Here is a 25,008-nt window from a genome sequence, read left to right as displayed (position 1 = left end):
CCCCACCTCCGATCCCTCTCCCTCCGGGCCTCCCGGGCCTTTGGGGAGGTTTCCGGCGGCCACGGGACCGGGCCCGTCCGCATGGCGTACGGTGCCGCCCATGGCAAGTGTGCTCGTGGTCGAGGACGACCAGTTCGTACGTTCCGCCCTCATCCGGCACCTCAGTGAGGCCTCCCACACGGTACGGAGCGTGGGCACCGCGCTCGAAGCGCTGCGCGAGGTCGCGCACTTCCGCTTCGACGTGGTCATCCTCGACCTCGGGCTGCCCGATCTGGACGGCCGTGAGGCGCTGAAGATGCTGCGTTCCATCACGGACGTGCCCGTCATCATCGCCACCGCGCGGGACGACGAGAGCGAGATCGTCCGGCTGCTCAACGACGGCGCGGACGACTACCTGACCAAGCCGTTCTCCGTGGAACACCTCTCCGCCCGGATGGCCGCCGTGCTGCGCCGCTCGCGGACCACGGGCGGGGAGGCGCCGCCGCCCAGGATCATCCGGGTCGGCGGGCTCTCCATCGACCCGCTGCGCCGCAGCGCCGAGCTGGACGGGTCCGAACTCGACCTGACCCGGCGAGAGTTCGACCTGCTGACCTTCCTGGCCGGGCGGCCCGGCGTGGTCGTCGCCCGCAAGGAGCTGCTGGCCGAGGTCTGGCAGCAGTCCTACGGCGACGACCAGACCATCGACGTCCACCTGTCCTGGCTGCGCCGCAAGCTCGGGGAGACCGCGGCCCGCCCGCGCTATCTGCACACCCTGCGCGGCGTCGGCGTGAAACTCCAGCCGCCGGCCGACGCGTCGCACGCCGGTGCGCCGGCCGCGGAGCCGCCGGCATGAGATGGGCCCTGGTCAAGGTCTGCCTGGCGGTCACCGCCATGGTCGTGATCGCCTTCGCCGTACCGCTGGGACTCGTCATCCGGGAGATGGCCAGCGACCGGGCGTTCTCCGACGCCGAACGCCAGGCGGCCACGATCGCTCCGACGCTCACCATCACCACCGACCACGAGGAGCTGACCCGGGCCGTCCTGTCCACCGAACCCGGCGGCCGGGGTCACCTCGCCGTCCACATCCCCGGCGACGCGGCGGACGGGGACCGGGCCGAGGGCGGGGCCGGGCCCCTGGACATCGGTACCCGGCGCGCCACCCCCAAGGACATCGAGACCGTACGGGCGGACGGGCGGGCCTCCATCGCCGAGGTCGCCGACGGCTTCGCGCTCCTCCAGCCGACCGCCCTGAGCACCGGGGACATCGCCGTGGTCGAGGTGTTCGTCCCCGAGGGCGAGGTCTCCAACGGCGTCGCCACCGCCTGGCTCATGCTGGCGGGCGTCGGCGTCGCGCTGATCGTCGGCTCGGTCGCGGTCGCCGACCGGCTCGGCGTACGGATGGTGCGGCCCGCCCAGCGCCTCGCGGGCGCCGCCCACGACCTGGGGGAGGGGCGCCTCGGCACCCGGGTCCCCGAGGACGGCCCCACCGAACTCCGGTCCGCCGCCGTCGCGTTCAACTCCATGGCCGACCAGGTCGTCCAGCTCCTGGCCAACGAGCGCGAGCTCGCCGCCGACCTCTCGCACCGCCTGCGCACCCCGCTCACGGTCCTCCGGCTGAACGCCGCGTCCCTCGGCGAGGGTCCGGCGGCCGAACAGACCCGGGCGGCGGTCCAGCAGCTGGAGCACGAGGTCGACACGATCATCCGCACCGCCCGCGAGCAACGCCCGCAGACCCAGGGCGTGCAGACCGGCGCGGGCGCGGGCTGCGACGCATCCGAAGTGATCCGCGAACGCATGGGCTTCTGGTCGGCACTGGCGGAGGACGAGGGCCGCGAGGTGCGCCTCGCGGGAGTGGACCGTACGGTACGCATCCCCGTCGCCCGCCCCGAACTGGCCGCCGCTCTCGACGCGTTGCTCGGCAACGTCTTCCGGCACACTCCCGAGGGCACCGCCTTCGCGGTCGACGTCCACCACAGCGGCGACGCGGTCATCGTGCTCGTCTCCGACGCGGGCCCCGGTATCGCCGACCCGGAGGCGGCCCTCGCCCGGGGGGCCAGCGGGCGCGACACGGAGGGCGGGGAGGTCGGCTCCACCGGGCTCGGCCTGGACATCGTGCGCCGGGTCGCCGAGTCCACCGGCGGCGACCTGCGCATCGGCCGTTCCGTGCTCGGCGGCACGGAGGTCCGGATCTGGATCGCTCTGCACGGCAGTCGCCCCGAACGCGGCCGCCGCGGCCACGGCCGCCGGGTCGGCCACCAGCGCCGGCGCGAGCTCCGGACCACGACGGGCGCGGCTCCCCGGCCCTGAGTCCCCCCGGCCCACACCCCTGCGTCGCCCGGTCTCCTCCCGTGTGCCGACTCGGTCCCTCCCGTGCGCCGACCCGGCCGCTGTATTAACCCGGACCCATCCGTTCCTTAAGCGCGCCCTAAGAACGCCAACTCCCTTCCGTAAAGCCACCTTTGCCCGTTTCGCTGCCGGTAGCGTGCTCCGCATCCCCACATCCCCACATCTCCGCAACCCCGCTCAGCGATCAGCGATCCGCGGCACACCAGAGGCAGGCAGCACGTGATGGGTTCCCGTACACACCGCCGCACGGCGAGCACCCGTACCAAGGTGATCGGCGCGGTCGTCGCCGCGGCGATCGCCGGTGGCACGGTGTTCGCGCTCACCGGTACGGCCCAGGCCGCCGCGGTCGGTGCCGCGTACACCCGGACCAGCGACTGGACCGGCGGCTACACCGGGCAGTACGTGGTCACCAACGAGACCGACAGGACCCTCACCGACTGGACCCTGGAGTTCGACCTCCCGGCCGGCACGACGATCAGTTCCCTCTGGAACGGCGAGCACACGGTCAAGGGCGACCACGTGACCGTGAAGCCCGCGAGCTGGGACAAGGAGCTCGCCCCGGGCAAGTCCGTCACCGTCGGCTTCGTCGCCTCCGGCACCGGCACCGCGGGCGACCCGGCCTCCTGCCTCATCAACGACGCCACCTGCTCCGCGGGCGGCGGCCCGCCCCCCACGCCCAGCGGCCGCCCGGCCACCACCCCGACCACCGCCCCCACGCCGACGGCCAACCCCACCGCGTCCCCCACCGCGACGGCCCCGGCCACTCCGCCCCCCACGCCGACCCCCACCGCCACCGGCACCCCCGGTGGCGGTGGGGAGGCCGGCCCCGCCGGGTTCGCCCCGTACATCGACACCTCGCTGTACCCCGCCTACGACCTCCTCGACACCGCCACGAAGACCGGTGTGCAGGAGTTTCACCTCGCCTTCATCACCTCCGGCGGCGGCTGCGCCCCGCGGTGGGGCGGTGTCACCGGCCTCGGTGACGACCAAGTGGCCAAGCAGATAGGCGCGTTGAGGGGCAAGGGCGGCGACGTCCGGGTCTCCTTCGGCGGTGCGGCCGGTGCCGAACTGGCCCTGAACTGCTCCTCCTCCGCCGATCTCGCCGCCGCGTACGGCAAGGTCGTCGACGCCTACGACCTGACCAAGGTCGACTTCGACATCGAGGGCGCCGCCCTGCCCGACGCGGCCGCCAACACCCGCCGCGCCCGGGCGATCGCCCAGCTCCAGAAGAAGTACCCCGGCCTGGACGTCGCCTTCACCCTGCCCGTGATGCCCGAGGGCCTGACCCGGCCGGGCATCGACCTGCTCGCCGACGCGAAGAAGAACGGTGTCCGCGTCGACGCGGTCAACATCATGGCCATGGACTACGGGCCCGCCTACAGCGACGACATGGGCGAGTACGCGATCCAGGCGGCGACCGCCACCCAGGCGCAGATCAGGGGAGTTCTCGGGCTCTCGGACGCCGCCGCGTGGAAAGCCGTCGCCGTCACCCCGATGATCGGCGTGAACGACGTCGTCACCGAGGTCTTCACCGTCGAGGACGCGGCGCAACTGGTGAAGTTCGCCGAGCAGAAGGGCATCGGCCGCCTCGCTATGTGGTCCGGCACCCGCGACAAGGCCTGCCCGGGCGGCCCCAAGCCGGCCGCCGACGCCACGTGCAGCTCGATCGACCAGGAGCCACTGGCCTTCACGAAGGCGTTCGCCGCGTACAAGTAGCCCCGCACCCAACCTCGTACGCCCCCTGCGCCCACCCCCGTACCACCCCGCGCACACCCCCGCCCTACCTCCCCGACCACCCACGCCCCCACCCGCGCACCCCGGCCGGACTCCACCCCCATCCGGCCGGGGTGCGCTTCGGCGTGCCCGACATCGCCCGGCAACGGAATCGTCTTCAACTCTTGACACCCACCCCTTCGAGGCAGGAACCTTCCGGCATCGGCGCATGGGAGCGCTCCCACAGATAGCGGGAGAGGATCTCGCGCGCTTCCTCCCGCAGGACTTCCCGTGGGACTCCCAGCAGGACTTCCCGCAGAACTCCCCGTAACAAGGAGCAGTGGAATGCGCATCACCCGCAGCGTCGTCGGCCGACGCCGTAGAACCGCGACCGTGGCCACCACTGGCCTGACGGTCACCGCCCTCCTGCTCGCCGGATGCGGCGGCTCGTCCGACTCCGGCAAGGGGCCCGACGCGGACGGGAACATCACCCTGACCGTCGCCGACTTCGGTCAGTTCGGATACAAGGAGGCCGGACTCTTCGAGAAATACCACGAGTTGAACCCGAAGATCACGGTCAAGGAGGACACCACCGCCGAGGAGAAGAACTACTACCCCAAGCTCCTCCAGCAGCTGAACTCCCGCAGCGGCCTCGCCGACGTCCACGGCATCGAGGTCGGCCGGATCAAGGAGATCGTCGACACCAAGGCGGACTCCTTCGCCGACCTGTCCAAGGTGATCGACACCGGCCAGTGGGTGTCGTGGAAGGCGAAGCAGGCCACCGCCCCCGGCGGCGCGGTGATCGGCGCGGGCACCGACATCGGTCCGATGTCCCTCTGCTACAACCGGGATCTGTTCGAGAAGGCCGGGCTGCCCACCGACCGCACCGAGGTCGCGAAGCTCACCGAGGGCGGCTGGGAGGACTTCCTCGCGCTCGGCGAGCGGTACAAGAAGAAGGCACCCGAGGGCACGTACTTCATGGACTCCGCGAGTGCCATGTTCAACGCCGTGGTCAGCTCCAGCCCCGAGCAGTACTACGACGCGAGCGGCGAGCCCGTGTACAAGGAGAGCGCCGGCGTCAGGAAGGGCTGGAACCTCGCCGCCGAGGCCGCGTCCAAGAAGCTGACGCAGGGCCTGGCCCAGTTCGAGGACCAGTGGCAGGCGGCCCTGCGCAAGGGCACCGTCGCCACGGTCGTCTGCCCCGCCTGGATGGCCGGGCAGATCTCCACGTACGCCGGTGACGCCAACAAGGGCACGTGGGACATCACCAGCGCCCCCGGTGCCACCTCGGCCAACTGGGGAGGCTCGTTCCTCGCCGTCCCGAAGTCCGGGAAGAACGTGGAGGAGGCGGCCAAGCTCGTCAAGTGGCTGACCGCCCCCGAGCAGCAGGCCGCCGTCTTCAAGGCGATCGGGGTCTTCCCCTCCAACCAGGGCGCCTACGAGCTGCCCGACGTGAAGAACGCGACCCTGCCGTACTTCAACGACGCGCCGATCGGCCAGATCTACGCCGACGGTGCGAAGTCCATCCCCGAGGCGGTCCTCGGCCCGAAGGACGGCGTGATCAAGGACTCCATCTCCACGCAGATCAACAACATGGAGCAGCGTGGCACCAGCCCGGACAAGGCCTGGGACGCGGCCGTGCGGACGGTCGACAAGGCCATCGGCTGACCCGAACCGCCCGGGCCGGGGCACGCGCCCCGGCCCGCCCGCCCCGGCATCCCGCCGTCACTCCAGGGAAGGACCCCCGCCCGTGGCAACCCCGACCCCCGCCCGGGACGCGTACGTGCCGCCGCCCCGCGCCCCGCAGCAGGAACCGCCCGAACCTCACCCCGGGCGGCGGCAGTTGTGGCGCAGCCGACTGTGGCGGTTCGACGACAAGGCCTCCCCGTACGCGTACATCGCGCCTTTCTTCCTCGTCTTCGGGGCCTTCGGGCTCTACCCGCTCCTCTACACCGGCTGGATCGCCCTGCACCGGGTGGAGATGACCGGCCTCGACACCATGGAGTGGGTCGGCTGGGAGAACTTCGACACGATCCTGCACGACCCCGAGTTCTGGACCACGGTCAGCAACACCTTCCTGATCGGCGTCATCTCCACCGTCCCGCAGCTCCTGGTCGCGCTCGGCCTCGCGCACCTGCTCAACTACCGCCTCCGCGCCAGTACGTTCTGGCGCACGGTCATCCTCACCCCGTACGCGACGTCCGTCGCTTCGGCGGCCCTCGTCTTCGCCCTGGTCTTCCGGGCCGACGGCGGTCTGCTGAACTGGGCGTTCGGCCTCGTCGGCTTCGACCCGGTCAACTGGGCGAACGGGCACTGGACTTCGAAGATCGCCATCGCGGTCATCGTGATCTGGCGCTGGACCGGCTACAACGCGCTGATCTACCTCGCCGCGATGCAGGCAGTCCCCAACGACCTTTACGAGGCGGCCTCGTTGGACGGCGCGTCGCGCTGGCAGCAGTTCCGCAAGGTCACCATTCCCTCGCTGCGGCCGACGATCCTGTTCACCATCGTCATCTCGACCATCGGGTCCATGCAGCTGTTCGGTGAGCCACTGCTGCTGGAGGGCGGCGCGCTGGGCGCCACCGGCGGCAACGAGAACCAGTACGAGACGCTCAGCATCTACCTCTACAACTACGGCTGGAACCTCGGGCATCTCGGCCCGGCGGCCGCCGTGGCCTGGGCGATGCTCGCGCTCCTGCTCCTCGTCGCCGCGGCCAACTGGCTCATCGGCCGCTACGTCCGCACGTCCGATTCCGCGGCCTGACCGGGAGCGCTTCCATGACCATGACCAGCCCCACACGCACCGCCCCCGGGCAGCTCGCGACGGTCCCCAGGAGCGGCGGACCGCCCCGCCCGCGCCGCTTCCGGATGGGGGCGGGCCAGCAGCTGAAGGGCGGCCCCTTCGCCTACCTCGCGCTCGCCGTCGTCGGGTTCGGCTCGCTGCTGCCGCTCTACTGGACCCTGGTCGCGGCCTCCCGCACCCAGGACGAAGTCCTCGCCTCCACACCGCCGTTCCTGCCCGGCGGCAAGCTGCTGGAGAACCTCCAGACGGCCTGGGAACAGGCGAACCTCGGCAAGGCGATCGTCAACAGCTTCATCGTCTCCGCCTCCATCACGGCCGCCACGCTCTTCTTCTGCACGCTCGCCGGGTACGCGTTCGCCAAGATGCGCTTCCGGGGCCGGGGCTGGCTGATGACCGCGGTGATCGCCACCCTCACCATCCCGCCGCAGCTCAGCGTGGTCCCGCTCTTCATGATGATGTCGGGCCTCGGCTGGGGCGGTCAGCTCGAATCGGTGATCTTCCCGACGCTGGTGAGCGCGTTCGGCGTGTTCTTCATGCGGCAGTACCTGATCGAGGCACTGCCGTACGAGCTGATCGAGGCGGCCAAGATCGACGGTGCGAACAACTTCCGCATCGTGCGCAGCGTGGTGCTGCCGGTGGCGCGCCCCGCGATGATGGTGCTCGGGATGCTGACCTTCGTGCAGGCGTGGAACGACTTCTTCTGGCCCTATCTCGCCCTCAACCAGCAGAACCCGACCCTTCAGGTGGCGCTCGGCCAGCTCAGCGCCTCCTACACCCCTGACCAGTCCATCGTCATGGCGGGCGCGCTGATCAGCACGCTGCCGCTGCTGGTGGTGTTCGTGGTGTTCGGCAAGAAGATCGTCGGCGGGATCATGTCAGGCGCGGTCAAGGGCTGAAGCCCCCCCCGCCCTCCCTCTCACTCCACATCTCTCTCCACACCTCTCACTCCTCACCCCCCTACCCTTCCGGGAGCGCTCCCCCATGACCCTCGTACGACCCGACGCGGCCCCGCAGCAGGCCCCCGCCACCACGGCCCCCTTCCCGGCCGGTTTCCTGTGGGGCGCGGCCACGGCCGCGTACCAGGTGGAGGGGGCGGTGACCGAGAACGGCCGCACCCCGTCCATCTGGGACACCTTCAGCCACTCGCCCGGCAAGGTGCTCGGCGGCGACACCGGAGACGTGGCCGCCGACCACTTCCACCGCTACCGCGACGATGTCGCCCTGATGAAGCGGCTCGGGCTGAAGGCGTACCGCTTCTCCGTCTCCTGGTCCCGCGTCCAGCCCACCGGCCGCGGCCCGGCGGTCGAACGCGGCCTGGACTTCTACCGCTCGCTCGTCGACGAGCTGCTGGAGGCGGGCATCACGCCCGTCGCCACCCTCTACCACTGGGACCTGCCCCAGGAGCTGGAGGACGCGGGCGGCTGGCCGGAGCGTGCGACGGCCGAACGGTTCGCGGACTACGCGGCCGTCATGGCCCGGGCCCTCGGCGACCGGGTCGGGATGTGGACGACGCTGAACGAGCCCTGGTGCTCGGCCTTCCTCGGTTACGGCTCCGGGGTCCACGCCCCGGGCCGGACCGAACCGGTCGCCGCGCTGCGGGCCGCCCACCACCTCAACCTCGCCCACGGCCGGGCGACCGAGGCGCTGCGCGCGAACCTCCCCGCTGCCGCGCAGCTCTCGGTCACCCTCAACCTCCACCAGGTGCGCCCGCTGACCGGCGGTGAGGCGGACGCGGACGCGGCCCGCCGGATCGACGCGGTGGGCAACCGGATCTTCACCGGCCCGATGCTGAGGGGCGCGTACCCGGACGACCTGCTGGCCGACACCGAACACCTGCTGAACTGGAGTGAGCTGGTCCACGAGGGCGACCTCTCCGCGATCGCCCGCCCGCTCGACGTGCTCGGCGTCAACTACTACACCCCCACCATCGTCTCCACCCCCGCCTCCGGGGCCGGGGACACCCGCAACGACGGCCACGGAAGCAGCGAGCACTCGCCGTGGCCCGGCTCGGAGCATGTCGCCTTCCATCTCGCCGAGGGCAAGCCGCGCACCGCCATGAACTGGTCGGTCGACCCGGACGGCCTGTACAGCCTCCTCATGGACGTCTCCCGCGAGCACCCGGACCTCCCGCTGATGGTCACCGAGAACGGCGCGGCCTTCGCAGACGACCCGGACGAGGAGGGCCGGGTCCACGACCCCGAGCGGATCGCCTATCTGCACGGTCACCTGGCGGCGGTGCGGCGGGCGGTGGCCGAAGGGGCGGACGTACGCGGCTACTTCCTCTGGTCCCTGCTGGACAACTTCGAATGGGGCTACGGCTACTCCAAGCGCTTCGGCGCGGTGTACGTCGACTACACGACCCAGCGCCGTACGCCGAAGTCCAGCGCCCACTGGTACAGCGAGGTGATCGCCCGCCACGCGCTGCCCCCGGAGGCGTGAGCGAAAGCCGCCTGGGAGCGCTCCCAAACCGTGGCTGCCACACCCGCCGGGGTGATCGATCCGGGACTTGGATTGACGTTACGGCTGTGAGAAATTGACCGGGAACGGGGAGGCAGCCATGGCGGCAGCGCGAGTACGGAGCGGCGGGCGGCCCACGCTCGAAGAGGTGGCGGCCCGGGCCGGCGTCGGCCGGGGCACCGCCTCGCGGGTCATCAACGGCTCGCCCCGGGTCAGCGAGGCGACCCGGGAGGCGGTCGAGGCGGCCGTCGCCGAGCTGGGATACGTTCCCAACCGCGCCGCCCGCGCCCTCGCGGGCAACCGCACCGACGCCATCGCCCTCGTGGTGCCCGAGCCGGAGACCCGGTTCTTCGCGGAGCCGTACTTCTCCGCCATAGTCCGGGGCGTCGGAGCGGCCCTGGCCGACACCGAGATGCAGCTGCTCCTCACCCTCGCCGGCAACGACCGCGAGCGCCGCCGCCTCGCCCAGTACCTGACCGCCCACCGCGTCGACGGCGTCCTGCTGGTCGCCGTGCACGCCGACGACCCCCTGCCCGAGCTGCTGGAACAGCTGGGCATGCCGTGCGTGATCAGCGGCGCCCGGCACGCCGCCGAACCCCTCGCCTCGGTCGACTCGGACAACTTCGAGGGTGCCCGCGCCGCCGTCGAGCACCTGGTCTCCCGGGGCCGCCGCCAGGTCGCCACGATCACCGGCCGCCTGGAGGTCTACGGGGCCCAGCGCCGCCTGGACGGCTACCGCGCCGCGGTCTCCGAGGCCGGCCTGGCACCCGACGAGCACCTGATCGCCCCCGCCGACTTCACGGAGGAGGGCGGTGCGCGGGCGATGCGCGAACTCCTCGCCCGCCGCCCCGCCCTCGACGCGGTCTTCGCCGCCTCCGACGTGATGGCGGCCGGGGCCCGCCAGGTCCTGCGCGAGGCGGGCCGCCGCATCCCCGAGGACGTGGCCCTGATCGGCTTCGACGACTCGGTGGTCGCCCGCCATATGCACCCGGCCCTCACCAGCGTCCGCCAGCCCATCGAGGAGATGGGCCGCCGCATGGCCCAGCTCCTCCTGGACGAGATCGCGGGCCGCGCCCCGGGCGCCGAACGCCCCACGGTCGTACTGCCCACGGAGCTGGTGGTCCGCGACTCCTCGTGAGGAGTGGCGAGGCTCGTGACGGTAGCGAGGCTTCCGTATTTCACGAGTCCTCCACGCCCCCCGGCTCCGACGGCTAGTGTTTCGCGGAGTACGGCGAATGTGTGACGCACCACACACGTCACGCGGCGAGCTGCCCGGGTGCGTTCCGTGCGGCGGTGCATATGGGGGGCCTCTTGCACGACATGGTCAAGGGTGCCAACGTCGGTCTCACGGCGTTGAGCGAGGACATCGGCTCGGTGATGGTCAGCCTGGGCTGGAGCAGCGCCACGGGGGAGGGGGACGCCGATGTGTCCGTCCTCCTGCTCGACGGCGACGGCAAGGTCCGCAGCGACATCGACTTCTGTTTCTACAACAACCCCGTGGCGGGTGACGGCAGCGTGCAGCTGCTCGGGAAGACCCCGACGGCGGACGGCAGCGAGGGCCGGATCACCTTCGATCTGGACGCCGTCCCGCAGGAGGTCGACAAGGTGGTCGTCGCCGCCAGCCGCTACGGCAGTTCCCGCTTCGGCGAGCTGGACGACCTGCGCCTCACCCTCGCCGACAGCGCGGGCGAAGGCCTCGTCCGGTTCACCGTCCAGGACGTCGACGAGGTCAGTGCGCTGATCTTCGGCGAGCTGTACCGGCGCGCGGGGGAGTGGAAGTTCCGTGCGGTCGGCCAGGGGTACGCCTCCGGTCTGGCCGGACTGGCGACGGACTACGGCGTCGACATCGACGACGACGCGGAGCGGGAGGAACCGGCGTCCGAGGCGGAGGGGCACGCCCCGGACGCCCCGGAACAGCCCGCCGCACCCGGGCCGCCCGGGGAACAGCCCGCCGCACCGGCAGGGGTCCCCGCCCAGTCCAGAGGTGCCGACCCGGCGGACACGTCGCCTCCGCCCACCGCACCGGAACCGCCCGCCGAGCCCGAGGTCCCGGGCTCCGCCCCCGTACCCAAGCGCGCCCGCCGCCCCCGTACGGCGAAGAAGAAGGTCACGCTTCCCCGCGCGGCCAAGAAGTCCCTCGCCGACAACGACACCTGGCGCACCGCCCGCCTCTTCCCCGTCTCGGCGCTCAAGAGCGACCGCGACCGCGAGACGCGCGCCACCTCCGTCGTGCTCTCCGTGATGGCGCAGGTCCCCGAGTTCGGCCGTCGCCTGACCGCCGGGTTCGGGGCTCCGGCCGGGCGGATGGAGACCTACACCGAGGTCTCCCTGCCGCACGGCGAATCGCCCCGCCGACCGGACGGGATCATCCGGGTGGAGCGGGCGGGCAAGCTGTGGACCGCCCTCGTCGAGACCAAGACGAATGGCAACGCCCTCAAGCCCGACCAGGTGCAGGCGTACATGGACATCGCCGCCCGCCGGGGCTACGAGGCCGTGATCACGCTCTCCAACGACGTCGCGCTCGACGGCAGCCCGCTTGTCGACGTCCGGATCGACGGGCGGCGCAAGCACAAGGTGGCCCTGTGGCACCTGTCCTGGGCCGAGGTCGTGCACCAGGCGCAGATGCTGATCCGCCACGAAGGCGTCGGCAACGCGGCGCACGCCTGGCTGCTCCAGGAACTGCTGCACTACCTCCAGCACGAGAACTCCGGCTGCCACGGCTTCCAGAACATGGGAGCCGCCTGGGTGCCCGTGCGCCGGGGCATCGACGACGAGACCCTGTGCCCCGGCGACAACCGGGCACTGGAGGTCATCGAGAACTGGGAGCGTCTCGTACGGCAGGTCTGCCTGCGGCTCGGCGGCGAGCTGGGCCAGAAGGTCCTGCCCGTCCAGCGCACCCGGCGTGGCGTGGACCCCCGGGCCCGCCGCACCGCGCTGGCCGACCACCTCTGCGAGCAGGGCAGGCTGAACGCCGAGATCCGCATCGAGGGCACCCCGGGCGTCCTGGCCATCACCGCCGACCTGCGCACCGGCAAGCTCCGCACCTCCATCGAGGTGCCCGCCCCCGACGGGGCCTACCCGCTCAGCCGGGCCAAGCGGCTGATCCGGTGGCTCTCCGAGGCCCCCGCCGACCTGCACATCGAGACGCTGGTCGACGGCGAGGGCGCGGGCCCGCGCGGCACCCTGGAGCGGCTGCGCCCGGAACCGGCCGACCTCGTGCCCAAGGACGGGGCGCGGATGACCGGCTTCAGGCTCTCCCTGTTCAAGGGCATGGGCAACGGGCGGGGCAGCGCCGAGACCGGCTTCATCCGCAGCGTCGACGAAGCCGTGGACCGCTTCCACGCGCAGGTCGTCGCGCACCTGGAGCTGCCGGGCTCCCGCCGCTCCCGTACGGGGGAACCGGCGGCCGACTGACGCCGGGCCCGGCTCCACGGCACGCGAAAGGGCCCCGGTCCAAAGACCGGGGCCCTTTCAGCAGGGTGAGTAACGGGACTTGAACCCGCGACATCCTGGACCACAACCAGGTGCTCTGCCAGCTGAGCTATACCCACCATGTCGTCCGGTCGTTTCCGACCGGCCGAGAAAAAGTGTACAGGGTCCGGGAGGGTGCTCGCGCCCCCGTTTCCCGGAGCCGGTCCACGGGCGCGTTTACGCCCGTGACCAGCACGTTCCTACGGTGTGGCCGGGACCACATGGCGCGCCGCGATCTCCTTGGCGCGCTCGGAGTCCGGGCCGGGCTGCGGGACGAAGACCGCCTCCCGGTAGTAGCGGAGCTCCGCGATGGATTCACGGATGTCCGCCAGTGCGCGGTGGTTGCCGCTCTTGTCCGGGCTGTTGAAATACGCCCGGGGATACCAGCGGCGGGCCAGCTCCTTGACCGAGGACACATCCACGATCCGGTAGTGGAGATAGCCCTCCAGCTCCCGCATGTCCCGGGCGAGGAAACCGCGGTCGGTGCCGACCGAGTTTCCGCAGAGCGGGGCCTTGCCCGGCTCCTTCACATGCTCGCGGACATATGCCAGGACCTGTTCCTCGGCGTCGGCCAGGGTGGTGCCCCCGGCCAGCTCGTCGAGGAGGCCCGAGGCGGTGTGCATCTGCCGCACCACCTCGGGCATGGTCTCCAGGGCCGCGTCCGGCGGGCGGATCACGATGTCCACCCCTTCACCGAGCACGTTCAGCTCCGAGTCGGTGACCAGGGCGGCCACCTCGATGAGTGCGTCGTCCGTCAACGAGAGCCCGGTCATCTCGCAGTCGATCCACACCATGCGGTCGTTCATGCGCCCCACCCTACGGGGCACTCCGCTGTCCCGGCAGGGCCGGGCGACCGGGAACGTACGCGTCGGGACCCGGCAGGGAGTGCTCCCCGGAGCCCACCGCCGCCACCACCGCGACGGGCGCTGACGGCCCCGGCGCGCCCCGGCGTCCGGACGGTGGCCCCTGGCTGGGCACCATCGTCTCGACCACCGTCGCGGCACTCTCCGCCACCCCCTGCGGACGACGGGCCCGGTAGGCGGCCCGGTACGCGGCGGGGGAGGAGCCGAGCTGGCGGCGGAAGTGCCCGCGCAGCGCGACCGGGGAGCGGAAGCCGCAGCGGCCCGCGACCTCGTCGACCGAGTAGTCGGAGGTCTCCAGCAGCCGCTGTGCCTGAAGCACCCGCTGGGTGATCAGCCACTGGAGCGGTGCGCTCCCCGTGAGCGAGCGGAACCTGCGGTCGAAGGTCCGTCTGCTCATATAGGCGCGCGCCGCGAGCGTCTCCACGTCGAACTGCTCGTGCAGATGCTCCAGGGCCCAGGCCACGACCTCGGCGAGCGGGTCGGAGCCGATCTCCTCCGGTAAAGACCTGTCCAGGTAGCGCTCCTGCCCGCCACTGCGCCGCGGCGGCACGACGAGCCGACGGGCGAGTGCCCCGGCGGCTTCCGTGCCGTGGTCGGTGCGGACTATATGGAGGCAGAGATCGATACCTGCCGCCGTACCGGCGGAGGTGAGTACGTCGCCGTCGTCCACGAAGAGTTCGCGCGGATCGACGTGCACCGACGGATAGCGCTTGGCCAGTGTCGGTGCGTACATCCAGTGTGTGGTGGCCGGCCGTCCGTCCAGCAGGCCGGCGGCCGCGAGCACGAAGGCTCCCGTGCACAGACCGACGATGCGGGCGCCCTCCTCATGGGCGCGCCGCAGCGCGTCCAGTGCCTCGGCGGGCGGCGGCGAGGTGATCGACCGCCAGGCTGGCACCACCACGGTGCCTGCCCTGCTGATCGCCTCCAGGCCGTACGGTGTGGTCAGTTCGAGTCCGCCCGTTGTGCGCAGCGGTCCGTCCTCGCCGCCGCAGACCAGCAGGCGGTAGCGGGGAACTCCCGCGTCCTGCCGGTCGATTCCGAAAACGGAGAGCGGGATGGAGCTCTCGAAGATAGGGCCGCCGCTGAACAGCAGCACGGCAACGACTTCCCGGCGTCGCCGCCCGGTCAGCTTGCGTGCGGCCTCCGTCGCGGCGGCGGAGTCCTGGCTCATGACGCTAAGCCCCCCTCGGTGTTCGCGTCTCCCTGGTCCTTACGGGCCTGTCGCTCCTGCACGTTTCCCCTCGGTGTTGCACGTGTCCCCAGTCTCCGATTTCCAAGATCGAATCTACTGCGTCGCGTGGTCCCGCCGTGACACCTTCCCCCACCAGCTCTATGTCGATAAGGAAACGTGGCGTGAAGCGTTCGATCACGAAGCGTTTCACTCGCGAAGCGCACAGGGAAGTGCCCCTCACGAACGTGGCCCGTCCGCGTCGGGTGAAAGCGTACCGCGCGGTCTCTTCCTGCCTGGTGGGCGGTGGGTTGTCCGGCCATCCGGCTAAGGGTTCGGCACCTGGGTGAAGTTGGCTGAAAACCATCGGTTGTGTGTGCTGGATCCGGTCACGCCCGGCGCACAACGCCGTCTAGCGGCCGCGCCGATGCGCTCCCTCGCCCACATGGGCCGGGGTGCGCTCGGACCTCCGCAGCAGGATTCGGCAGGCGGTCGTGACGCAGGCGAGCCCGAGGGCCCAGAGCGCCGCACTGCCGACCGATGTGCCGTGGGCCACGAGAACCGCCGGTACGAGAAGGCAACTGAAGACGGCCCAGCGGACCACATCGCCCGCAGCGTCGTGCGCCGGTGCAGGGCTCGGCTCGGACGGGGGTCGCACGGGGGTCGGCACGGCATCGCTCCCTGGGGTGGTGACTCGGTGACGGTGTGGCTAACGGAGACCGGGTGCGGGGGTCACTGTCGGGTGCGCCGGGCGGCTGTGGAGCCGCCCGGAAAAACGGGGCGGCCGACGGTGTTCGGGGTCCCCGGGGCCCGTGTACGACACAACCGGCATTGCCATCCCGGACAGCCTCGGGCATGCTCCCTCCAGCGTCACGCGCGCTTTTGCGGGCATCTGGGCAGTGGAGGAGTGACGCCGTACCCTTGGGGGTATGGGATTGGGAAGATGATTCCCGGACAGAGCTCACCCACCAGGCTCACCAGCTGATGCACCGCTCGAAACCGCTCCCTCCTCACGAGGACTCTCTTCGCCGAGACACCGATGGCCGGTCACGAAATCCCTGAACCCAAAGACCGCAAGCAGGTAGCCGACCCCGGGTCGGAGACGCGACCGGTCGAAGAAGCGCGCCATGCGTGCGATCCCGCCTTCCGCCACGGAGTCGTGGTCGGTTTCGACGGCTCCACATCCAGTGAGCGGGCCCTGGCGTACGCCATCGGCATGGCCGGACGGTCGGGCTCGGGCCTGATCATCGTCCATGTCGCCAACCGGCTCCCGACGACGGTCTGGGCGGGCTGCGAGCCCCCTGTCTTCGTCGACGTCCCCGACCACCGCACCGAGGTCCTCGGCCTGGAGCTGGCCTGCGCGGACTACCTCTCCGAGGTCCCCTGGGTGCTGGTCGAGCGCGGCGGTGACATCTGCCACGAACTGGAGGAGGTCGGCCGGGAGTACGCCGCCGACGCCATCGTCGTGGGCTCCACGCACGGCATCGTCGGCCGGATCTTCGGCTCGGTCGCGGGCCGCCTCGCCCGCCGCGCACAGCGCCCCGTCATCGTCATTCCCTGAGCACCAGCCAGAAGCCCTGGCCGACGCACGCGTTGGGCCCCGCACCGTCCTCACGACCGTGCGGGGCCCACTCACGTACGTACCGGCGACTACTCCACCGTCACGGACTTCGCCAGGTTGCGCGGCTTGTCGATGTCGCGGCCCATCGCGAGCGCCGTGTGGTACGCGAAGAGCTGGAGCGGGATGCCCATGAGGATCGGGTCCAGCTCGTTCTCGTTCTTCGGCACGACGATGGTGTGGTCGGCCTTCTCCTGCACCTGGTGGGCGACGGCGAGGATGCGGCCGCTGCGGGCCTTGATCTCCTCCATCGCGGCGCGGTTCTTCTCCAGCAGGTTGTCGTCCGGCACGATCGCCACGGTCGGCATCGCGGGCTCGATCAGCGCGAGCGGGCCGTGCTTCAGCTCGGAGGCGGGGTAGGCCTCCGCGTGGATGTACGAGATCTCCTTCAGCTTCAGCGATGCCTCACGGGCCACCGGATAGCCGCGCACCCGGCCGATGAACATCATCGACCTGGCGTCCGCGTACTCCGCCGCCAGCCGCTTGATCTCGTCCTCGTTCGCGAGGATCTCGCTGATCTGCTCGGGCAGCTTCCGCAGCCCGTCGATGATCCGCTTGCCGTCGGCCACCGACAGGTCCCGGATGCGGCCCAGGTGCAGCGCCAGCAGCGCGAAGGCGACCACGGTGTTGGTGAAGCACTTGGTGGAGACCACGCAGACCTCCGGGCCCGCGTGGACGTACGTACCGCCGTCGGCCTCCCGGGCGATCGCGGAGCCGACCACGTTGACCACACCGAGGACCCGGGCGCCCTTGCGCTTCAGCTCCTGGACGGCGGCCAGCACGTCGTACGTCTCACCCGACTGGGAGACCGCGATGTACAGGGTGTCGGGGTCCACGACCGGGTTGCGGTAGCGGAACTCGGAGGCCGGCTCGGCGTCGGCGGGGATGCGGGCGAGCTCCTCGATCAGCTGGGCGCCGATCTGGCCCGCGTGGTAGGAGGTGCCGCAGCCGAGGATCTTGATCCGGCGCACCCCGCGCGCCTCGCGGGCGTCCAGGTTGAGGCCGCCCAGGTGCACGGTGGAGAACCGGTCGTCGATCCGGCCGCGCAGGACGCGGTCCACGGCGTCGGCCTGCTCGGAGATCTCCTTGTGCATGTACGTGTCGTGGCCGCCCATGTCGTACGACTCGGCCTCCCACTCCACGGTGGTCGGCGTGGCCGTCGTGGTCGAGCCCTCCGTGGTGTACGTACGGAAGTCGTCGGCCTTCAGGGTGGCCATCTCGCCGTCGTCCAGGGTGACGACCTGGCGGGTGTGGGCGACCAGAGCGGCGACGTCGGAGGCGACGAACATCTCCTTCTCGCCGATGCCGAGGACGACCGGGGAGCCGTTGCGGGCCACGACGATGCGGTCGTTGAAGTCGGCGTGCATCACGGCGATGCCGTAGGTGCCCTCGACCGAGCGCAGCGCCTCGCGGACCTTCTCCTCCAGCGTGTCCGCCTGGGCCCGGGCGATGAGGTGGGTCAGGACCTCGGTGTCGGTCTCGGAGAGGAAGGCGAACCCGTCGGCGACGAGCTTGGCGCGCAGCTCGGAGGCGTTGTCGATGATCCCGTTGTGGACGACGGCGACCTTGTTCTCCGCGTCCAGGTGCGGGTGGGCGTTCTCGTCGCTCGGGGCGCCGTGGGTGGCCCAGCGGGTGTGCGCGATGCCGGCGGTGCCCGCGAACCGCTTGGGGACCTTGGCCTCCAGCTCCCGGACCCGGCCCTTGGCCTTGACCATCTTCAGCACGCCCGGCTTGCCCGCCGTGGCCTTGCCGGTGATGACGATGCCCGCGGAGTCGTACCCCCGGTACTCCAGCCGCTGAAGACCCTCCAGCAGCAGCGGTGCCACATCACGCTTTCCGATATATCCGACGATCCCGCACATGGATTCTCTGCCCCTCCATCGACGTACACGTTCCCGTACTTGCATGTGTTCGGCGCCCCGCGCACGGGCGCCCGGCTCGCTCAGCCGTAGACGATGCGGCGCAGCTGGCGGAGCGAGAGCTCCGGCGGCGCCACCGCGCGGTGCGGCAGCTCGGCCGCGATCCGCTCGAAGATCTCCGTGTTGACCAGGCCGCCGGACTGCAGTTCACGGTGGCGGCGCCGGACGAAGTCGTCGGTGCTCTCGTCGAAGTACGCCAGCACGTCGAGGATCACCCGGGCCGCCTCACCGCGCTGGAGCGCGGTGGAGCGGACGAGGTGATCGATGAGGTCGTCGTGCGACGAGCGGCGTTCAAGCACCCGTCGATATTGCGTGCCGGGGCGCTCTTATGCAAGAAATCTGCCCGAAATCGGGCAGGGGGGCGGCTTAAGGCCTCCGGATCGGGTCACATGCTGCGCAGAACGGCTTGTTTCGCGGTGCTGAACTCCTCGTCGGTGAGGATTCCGGCCAGGTGCAGCTCGCCCAGCTCCCGCAGCCGCCGCAGCAGGGCGTCGTGGTCAGCGGCGGGAGCGGCCGCCTTCGTGAGGGCCGGGGCCGCCCCGGGCCCGTCCACCGCCGAGTCGGCCCCGGGCAGTCGGGCCAGCACCGCCGCCGCGACCACCACCGCGGTGTACTCCTTCTTCGACAGCCCCCACAGCTCCAGGGAGTACGGGTCGTGCTTCGGCGGCGCCGCGGAGGGGCCGTCCGTCGGCTCGAAGCGGAGGTAGCCGTACTCCAGGCCGATCGCGGGCAGCCAGCGCACCCCCGCGATCCGCGTCAGCGGGAAGGAAGAGGGTCCGGCCGAGGTCTTGGACTCCTCGGCCTTCCAGTTCCAGGTGAGCCGTATGGTCTCGCCGTCGAAGGACGCCGTGCCGTCGCCGCCCCCGCCGGAGACCGGCAGCGCCGGGCCGGGCAGCAGGAAGCGGTCCACCGGGGTGCCCGGGACCTGCTCGATCAGCAGCGCGTTGCGGACCTCGTCGACGAAGTACTCCGCGACGCCCGTGCGGTCCTTCTCCACGGTCAGCAGATAGGGGTCCGCGCCGTCCTTGAGGCGGCCGTCGGCGGCCCGCAGCACCGGGCAGGCGCCGCCGCGCAGCCGCAGCCGTAGCCGCCCGCCCTTGCGGTCCGGCTCGAACGAGATGCCCGCCACGGCCTGGACCGGCACGGACATCTCACCCAGCGCCTGCCGGAGCGGATGCGCCTTTCCCCCCGGCACGATGCGTACCGTCTCCCCGTCGAACGTCCACGTTCCGTCGCGCTGGATGATTTCTGCCATGGCCGCGATTCTGCCAGCCGTCGCCCCGCCGACCCCCGGGGTCGTCCCTCGTACCCGGCGATCCGGTCGGTTTCCGCTCACGGTGTGTGTCCGGTCGGCTCCGGAGGCGGGAAGGGGTGAGCGCCCGAGGGACCGTCCTCGGGCGCTCACCGGTCGGTGGGGCCGTTCGCTCAGTACCCGGCGATCGGGTTCTTCAGGTGGCCGACCAACTGGAGCGCGCCGGCCGGGTCGTTGAGGTCGACCATCTGCTGGTTGTTGCGCAGCTGGAGCCGGTTGAGGCAGGACAGTGCGAACTCCGCCTCGAACAGGTCGTATTCCTTGAACTTGTCCGAGAGGTACGGCACCGAGTCCTGGTAGCCGCGCGCGCAGGCCGCGACCGTCCGCCAGAAGGTCTCCTCGTCGAGGATGCCCTCGGTGGCCAGGCCGGACGCGAGGAAGCGGAAGAAGCAGTCGAAGACGTCGGTGAAGACCGACAGCAGCTTCATGTCCTCGGGGACCTCGGCCCGGATGCGCTCGACCTGCGGCGGCAGCACCGCGTCCGGGTCCATCACCGCGATCTCCTCGGCGATGTCCTTGAAGATCGTGCGGGTGACGACCCCGTCCTCCACGACCAGGATCACGTTCTCGCCGTGCGGCATGTAGACCAGGTCGTAGGCGTAGAAGCTGTGCAGCACCGGCACCAGATAGGCGTCCAGGTAGTGCCGCAGCCACGTCTGCGCGTCCAGCCCGGATTCGGCGATCAGCGCCCCGGCCACCGAGCGGCCCTCGTGGTCGGTGTGGAGCAGGGAGGCCATCGTCGCCACCCGCTCGCCCGGCTGGAGGCCCGGCACCGGGCTCTCGCGCCACAGGGCGGCGAGCATCTTCCGGTACGGGGAGCCCTTGGCGGTCGCCGCCTCGTAGGACCGGTGGTGGTAGCCGATCGCGGCCCGCTCCCGGATGATCGAGAACCGGGCCCCGCGCAGCAGGTCGTCACGCTCGATGAGACCGGCCAGCCAGTCGTTGATCGCCGGGGTGGCCTCCATGTACGCGGCCGAAAGCCCGCGCATGAAGCCCATGTTGAGGACGGACAGCGCCGTTTTGACGTAGTGCTTCTCCGGGTGGTCGGTGTTGAAGAACGTGCGGATCGACTGCTGGGCGAGATAGCAGTCCTCGCCCTCCCCGAGCACCACCAGATGCCGTTCGGCCAGCTCACCGGCGAAGGTGACCGCCAGTTTGTTCCACCACTGCCAGGGGTGGACGGGCAGCAGGAAGTAGTCGTCCGGGTCCAGGCCGAGTCCGCGCAGCGCCCCGGCGAACCGCTCCCGGGTCGCCTCGCTCAACTCGCCCTCGACCAGGGCCTCGTAGTCGATTCCGGCACCCGACGTGAAGGTGGCGCGCGAGCGGCGGGCGGCCAGCCAGACGAGGCGGATCTCCGCTGCGGCCTCGGGGGCGTAGGCACGGTACTCGTCCACGCCGAAGCCGAGCCGTCCGTTGTTGGCGACGAAGCAGGGGTGGCCCTCGGTCATCCCGGTCTCGATGGCCTGGAAGCCGGCGGCGACGAGCCGGCCGGAGGTGGCCGGTTCCTTGGTGAGTTTGTAGGCGGTTCCGGCCAGGGTGGAGGAGACCTCCTCCAGGTAGACCGGCAGGACCTCGTCGGAGATCCCGAGGGTGTGCCGCAGCTCGATGAAGAACTCGACGGCGTCCAGAGGGAGTTCGACGCCGTTCCGGTGCCGGGTGATGCTCTCCGCGGCGACCTGCCAGTGGTCCAGGGCGAAGAGGCGTGCGGTGAAACGGTACTCGGTGGAGGCGTCGTCGCTACGGACGGTGAAGTGGTCCTCGCCCAGAGGTGTGGGAGCCAGTAGCCGTTCGTGGCTGAATTCCGCCAGTGCTTTACGGACCAGCAGTCGGTTTGCGGTGGCCCAGCGTTCCGGGGAGAGGTGGGCGACGCTGTCGGCGAGGGCGGTCGTCATCGGTCGTTACCTCCGGTTGCTGCTTCGAACTGCTCCCGTGTGCAGGCGCTGAGCAGGGCGTCCTTCTCCGGCTTGGCGATCTCCCGCAGCACCTCGAAACCGACGGCCTTGTTGAGGGTCTGCACGGCGCTGTTGGTGACGTCGGGCTCGACGACGACCCGGCGCACCGACGGGTCGGCGAACAGGAAGTCCATCACCGCGGTGATCACGGCCCGGGTGAAGCCGTGGAGGGGGGTGTCGGTCGGGGCGACCAGGAAGTGCATCCCGACATCGCCGGGCTCCGCCTCGTACAGCCCCTTCAGCTCGACCTCGGTGGGGTCGTAGCGCTCGATCAGGAAGGCGGGTTCGCCGTCGTGCAGCCCGATGAACGCGTCGTGGTGCGGGTGGGCGGCTATCGCCATGTACTCCCGCTCCACGTCCTGGAGTTTCGCGTCGCCCATCAGCCAGAAGGCGGCCTTGGGGTGCGTCACCCAGCCGTGCACCAGCTCGGCGTCGGCGAGGGGGTCGAGCGGGCGGACGGTGAACGTGCCGATTCCCTCGGCACGGCCGGTGCCGGGGCGGTCGGTGTCGGTGCGGCTCATACGGCGAACTCCTGGAAGGCGATGGACTTCTCGACCGGGTAGACCTCGCGGCCGAGCAGCTCGCCGATGATGTACGCGTTGCGGTAGGCGCCCATGCCCAGGTCGGGCGAGGTGATCGAGTGGGTGTGCACCGAGGCGTTCTGGAGGAAGACCCCGCGCCCGGTGGTGTCGATGCTGTAGTTGCGGGCCACGTCGAAACGGCCCCGGCTGTCGTGGCGCAGCCGCCCGGCGACGGGCGCGAGGAAGGCGGGGGCCTCGTAGCGGTAGCCGGTGGCGAGGATCAGGCCCTCGGTGGTCAGGGAGTAGTCCTTGCCCTGCTCCTCCTGGCGCAGCCCCAGGCTGTACGCCCCGCCCTTCTCGTCGTAACGGGCGCTGGTGAGGGCGGAGTTGGTGATCAGCCGGGTCGGCACGGGGCCGGGCAGGTGCTTCTGGTAGAGCAGGTCGAAGATCGCGTCGATCAGCTCCCCGTCGATGCCCTTGAACAGCCCCTTCTGCCCGGTCTCCAGCCGGTAGCGGGTCTCCTCGGGCAGCGCGTGGAAGTAGTCGATGTACTCCGGGGAGGTCATCTCCAGCGTCAGCTTGGTGTACTCCAGTGGGAAGAAGCGCGGCGAGCGCGTCACCCAGTTGAGCCGGTAGCCGTGCACGTCGATCTCGGAGAGCAGGTCGTAGTAGATCTCCGCCGCGCTCTGCCCGCTGCCGACCAGGGTGATGGACTTCTTCTTCTGGAGCTCGGCCTTCCCCTCCAGGTAGCGGGAGTTGTGGATGAAGTCCCCACCGAGCCCCTGGCAGGGCTCGGGTATGTACGGCGGGGTGCCCGTCCCGAGTACGAGGTGCCGGGCGCGGAACTCCTCGCCGGAGGCGGTCCGTACGGTGTAGAGGGCCGTGTCCTCGTCGTACGTCACGAGTTCGACGGTCTCGTTGAACCGGATACTGCTCAGTTTCGCGGCGGCCCAGCGGCAGTAGTCGTTGTACTCGGTCCGCAGCGGGTAGAAGTTCTCCCGGATGTAGAACGAGTAGAGCCTGCCCCGCTCTTTGAGGTAGTTCAGGAACGAGTACGGCGAGGTCGGGTCGGCCATGGTGACCAGGTCCGACATGAACGGCGTCTGGAGATGGGCCCCTTCGAGGAACATCCCGGCGTGCCACTCGAAGTCCGGCTTGGACTCCAGGAAGACACCGTTGAGTTCGTCGATCGGCTCGGTCAGACAGGCCAGTCCGAGATTGAACGGGCCGAGCCCGATCCCGATGAAGTCGTGGGGGTCAGGAAGCGCGGTCAAGGGAGTCTCCCAGGTACTTCTCGGCGTGGCCGGAGATGAGATCGAGAACCGCGGCGATGTCCTCCGCGGTCGTTTCGGGGTTGAGCAGGGTGAACTTCAGGTACTGGCGGTCACCGACCTTGGTGCCCGCGACGATGGCCTCGCCGGATGCGAACAGCGCCTTGCGGGCGTAAAGGTTGGCCCGGTCGATCTCGGCCGGGGAGGTGACGCCGGACGGGATGTAGCGGAAGACGAGCGTGGAGAGCTGCGGCTGGACCACCACGTCGAAGCGCGGGTCGGCGGCGAGCAGCTTCCAGCCCTCGGCGGCCAGGTCGCAGACCTCGTCGAACAGTTCGCCGATGCCGTCGGCGCCCATGACGCGCAGCGTCATCCACAGCTTGAGCGCGTCGAACCGGCGGGTCGTCTGGAGGGACTTGTCGACCTGGTTGGGTATCCGCTCCTCGGCCATCCGGCGCGGGTTCAGATACTCCGCGTGGTACGTGGCGTGCCGCAGGGTCGCCCGGTCGCGGACCAGCAGGGCCGACGAACTCACGGGCTGGAAGAAGGACTTGTGGTAATCCACGGTGACCGAGTCGGCGTGGGCGATGCCTTCGAGCAGTCCGCGCCGCTCGCGGGAGGCGAGCAGTCCGCAGCCGTACGCGGCGTCCACGTGCATCCAGACGGCGAACTTCTCGCAGAGCGCGGCGATCTCGGGCAGCGGGTCGATGGACCCGAAGTCCGTGGTGCCGGCGGTCGCGACGACGGCCATCGGGATGGCGCCCTCGGCGACACACTGCTCCAGGGCGTGGGCGAGGGCCACGGTCTGCATGCGCTTGGTGCGGTCGACGGGGACGGAGACGACGGCGTCCGGGCCGAGGCCGAGGAGTTTGGCGGACTTCTGGACGCTGAAGTGGCTGCACTCGGAGGTGAAGATCCGCAGCCGGGTGAGGTGCTCGGGCCGGACCTTCGCCTCCTCCCGCGCCAGCAGCAGGGCCTGGAGGTTGGACTGCGTACCGCCGCTGGTGAAGACCCCGTCGGCGGCCGGGCCGAGCCCGATCCGCTCGGTGGTCCAGTCGATCAGCCGGCGCTCGATGAGGGTGCCGCCCGCGCTCTGGTCCCAGGTGTCCAGGGAGGAGTTGATCGCGGAGAGTACGGCCTCGCCGAGCACGGCGGGGATGACGACTGGGCAGTTGAGATGCCCGAGGTAGCGGGGGTGGTGGAAGTAGACGGCGTCGCGGAGGTAGACCTCGCCGAGCTCGTCCAGGGCGGCGGAGGCATCGCCCAGTGGCCGGTCGAGGTCGATCGCGTCGACGACGGGGGCGAGTTCGTCGACACCGACCCCGCTGAAGGGCCTCTCGGTGGCGGCGAGGGCGGCCGCGACCCGGTCCACTCCTGCGGAGACGGTGCTCCGATAGTGCTCCGCAGTCGTGTTGTTGAGCAGGTGCGAACGCATGAAGGGGTCCTCCCGGGTGAGGGGAATTTCATCGCGGCCCTCCGGGCAGGGGACGGGGGGCGAGAGACGCGACGTCGAAGTGAGGGTAGCCTAACCTAAGCCTGAATCGATCGCCCCTCGCCCCCTCCGGGCTGTAGCGCTTGTCCGGTTTACTCCCGCTTCGGGCGGACTCGGTGGGCC

Annotated in this window: 20 protein-coding genes and 1 tRNA gene; 10 read left to right on the top strand and 11 right to left on the bottom strand. The window is 70.6% G+C overall.

Annotation, left to right across the window (positions count from 1 at the left end):
• Positions 1–100: 100 nt before the first annotated feature.
• The 9 genes from RI138_RS10345 to RI138_RS10305 all read left to right on the top strand — a co-directional run bounded on the left by RI138_RS10345 (position 101) and on the right by RI138_RS10305 (position 12,712).
• Entirely contained in the window at positions 101–832 is a 732-nt protein-coding gene (locus RI138_RS10345) for a response regulator transcription factor (protein ID WP_311119671.1), read from the top strand.
• Complete coding sequence (locus RI138_RS10340) at positions 829–2,286, top strand: HAMP domain-containing sensor histidine kinase (RefSeq protein WP_311119670.1); 1,458 nt, start codon at positions 829–831, stop codon at positions 2,284–2,286. The genes RI138_RS10345 and RI138_RS10340 overlap by 4 nt, the downstream gene beginning before the upstream one ends.
• Before the next feature lie 261 nt (positions 2,287–2,547).
• Complete coding sequence (locus RI138_RS10335) at positions 2,548–4,041, top strand: glycoside hydrolase family 18 protein (protein ID WP_311119669.1); 1,494 nt, start codon at positions 2,548–2,550, stop codon at positions 4,039–4,041.
• A gap of 342 nt (positions 4,042–4,383) precedes the next feature.
• A complete protein-coding gene (locus RI138_RS10330; RefSeq protein WP_311119668.1) occupies positions 4,384–5,706 on the top strand; it encodes an ABC transporter substrate-binding protein in 1,323 nt (440 codons plus the stop codon).
• A gap of 82 nt (positions 5,707–5,788) precedes the next feature.
• Entirely contained in the window at positions 5,789–6,802 is a 1,014-nt protein-coding gene (locus RI138_RS10325) for a carbohydrate ABC transporter permease (protein WP_311119667.1), read from the top strand.
• Positions 6,803–6,816: 14 nt separating this feature from the next.
• Positions 6,817–7,737 carry a carbohydrate ABC transporter permease gene (locus tag RI138_RS10320; protein ID WP_311119666.1) on the top strand — a complete coding sequence of 307 codons (921 nt, stop codon included), beginning with the start codon at positions 6,817–6,819 and terminating at the stop codon, positions 7,735–7,737.
• 85 nt (positions 7,738–7,822) lie between these two features.
• A complete protein-coding gene (locus tag RI138_RS10315) occupies positions 7,823–9,280 on the top strand; it encodes a GH1 family beta-glucosidase (protein WP_311119665.1) in 1,458 nt (485 codons plus the stop codon).
• Positions 9,281–9,398: 118 nt separating this feature from the next.
• Positions 9,399–10,436, top strand: coding sequence for a LacI family DNA-binding transcriptional regulator (locus RI138_RS10310; RefSeq protein WP_311119664.1), 1,038 nt, complete (start codon positions 9,399–9,401; stop codon positions 10,434–10,436).
• A 182-nt stretch (positions 10,437–10,618) separates the two neighbouring features.
• A complete protein-coding gene (locus RI138_RS10305; protein WP_311122840.1) occupies positions 10,619–12,712 on the top strand; it encodes a TerD family protein in 2,094 nt (697 codons plus the stop codon).
• A gap of 64 nt (positions 12,713–12,776) precedes the next feature.
• Here RI138_RS10305 and RI138_RS10300 read toward each other — a convergent pair.
• The 4 genes from RI138_RS10300 to RI138_RS10285 form a co-directional block, all read right to left on the bottom strand.
• Positions 12,777–12,849 (bottom strand) — tRNA-His (locus RI138_RS10300).
• Between the two features lie 120 nt (positions 12,850–12,969).
• Complete coding sequence (orn, locus tag RI138_RS10295; RefSeq protein ID WP_096625730.1) at positions 12,970–13,575, bottom strand: oligoribonuclease; 606 nt, start codon at positions 13,573–13,575, stop codon at positions 12,970–12,972.
• Between the two features lie 10 nt (positions 13,576–13,585).
• Positions 13,586–14,803, bottom strand: a complete 1,218-nt coding sequence (locus tag RI138_RS10290) for a helix-turn-helix domain-containing protein (RefSeq protein WP_096625598.1) — start codon at positions 14,801–14,803, stop codon at positions 13,586–13,588.
• A 409-nt stretch (positions 14,804–15,212) separates the two neighbouring features.
• Positions 15,213–15,470 (bottom strand): hypothetical protein, encoded by a 258-nt coding sequence (locus RI138_RS10285; protein ID WP_373558723.1) that lies wholly within the window; start codon positions 15,468–15,470, stop codon positions 15,213–15,215.
• Between the two features lie 369 nt (positions 15,471–15,839).
• Between RI138_RS10285 and RI138_RS10280 the strand changes: the two genes are divergently transcribed.
• The gene (locus RI138_RS10280; protein ID WP_096625600.1) at positions 15,840–16,361 is read left to right on the top strand and encodes a universal stress protein; all 522 of its coding nucleotides are present in this window, start codon (positions 15,840–15,842) and stop codon (positions 16,359–16,361) included.
• Between the two features lie 89 nt (positions 16,362–16,450).
• Here RI138_RS10280 and glmS read toward each other — a convergent pair whose 3' ends face one another.
• The 7 genes from glmS to RI138_RS10245 all read right to left on the bottom strand — a co-directional run bounded on the left by glmS (position 16,451) and on the right by RI138_RS10245 (position 24,828).
• Positions 16,451–18,280 (bottom strand): glutamine--fructose-6-phosphate transaminase (isomerizing), encoded by a 1,830-nt coding sequence (gene glmS / locus RI138_RS10275; RefSeq protein WP_311119663.1) that lies wholly within the window; start codon positions 18,278–18,280, stop codon positions 16,451–16,453.
• Between the two features lie 80 nt (positions 18,281–18,360).
• Positions 18,361–18,636: a hypothetical protein gene (locus RI138_RS10270; protein ID WP_003968990.1), complete on the bottom strand. Its 276-nt coding sequence runs from the start codon at positions 18,634–18,636 to the stop codon at positions 18,361–18,363.
• 86 nt (positions 18,637–18,722) lie between these two features.
• The gene (locus RI138_RS10265) at positions 18,723–19,592 is read right to left on the bottom strand and encodes a DUF4429 domain-containing protein (RefSeq protein ID WP_311119662.1); all 870 of its coding nucleotides are present in this window, start codon (positions 19,590–19,592) and stop codon (positions 18,723–18,725) included.
• A 170-nt stretch (positions 19,593–19,762) separates the two neighbouring features.
• A complete protein-coding gene (locus RI138_RS10260; protein ID WP_311119661.1) occupies positions 19,763–21,541 on the bottom strand; it encodes an IucA/IucC family protein in 1,779 nt (592 codons plus the stop codon).
• The gene (locus tag RI138_RS10255; RefSeq protein ID WP_311119660.1) at positions 21,538–22,122 is read right to left on the bottom strand and encodes a GNAT family N-acetyltransferase; all 585 of its coding nucleotides are present in this window, start codon (positions 22,120–22,122) and stop codon (positions 21,538–21,540) included. The genes RI138_RS10260 and RI138_RS10255 overlap by 4 nt, the downstream gene beginning before the upstream one ends.
• On the bottom strand, positions 22,119–23,396 hold the full coding sequence (locus RI138_RS10250) for a lysine N(6)-hydroxylase/L-ornithine N(5)-oxygenase family protein (RefSeq protein ID WP_311119659.1): 1,278 nt from the start codon (positions 23,394–23,396) through the stop codon (positions 22,119–22,121). Before RI138_RS10250 ends, RI138_RS10255 begins: the two co-directional genes overlap by 4 nt.
• The gene (locus tag RI138_RS10245) at positions 23,380–24,828 is read right to left on the bottom strand and encodes a pyridoxal phosphate-dependent decarboxylase family protein (protein WP_311119658.1); all 1,449 of its coding nucleotides are present in this window, start codon (positions 24,826–24,828) and stop codon (positions 23,380–23,382) included. Before RI138_RS10245 ends, RI138_RS10250 begins: the two co-directional genes overlap by 17 nt.
• Between the last annotated feature and the right edge of the window lie 180 nt (positions 24,829–25,008).

Source organism: Streptomyces durocortorensis, assembly GCF_031760065.1.
GTDB lineage: Bacteria > Actinomycetota > Actinomycetes > Streptomycetales > Streptomycetaceae > Streptomyces.
The sequence above is the reverse complement of the archived record's forward strand: the minus strand, read 5'-3'. Positions and strand labels throughout refer to the sequence as shown.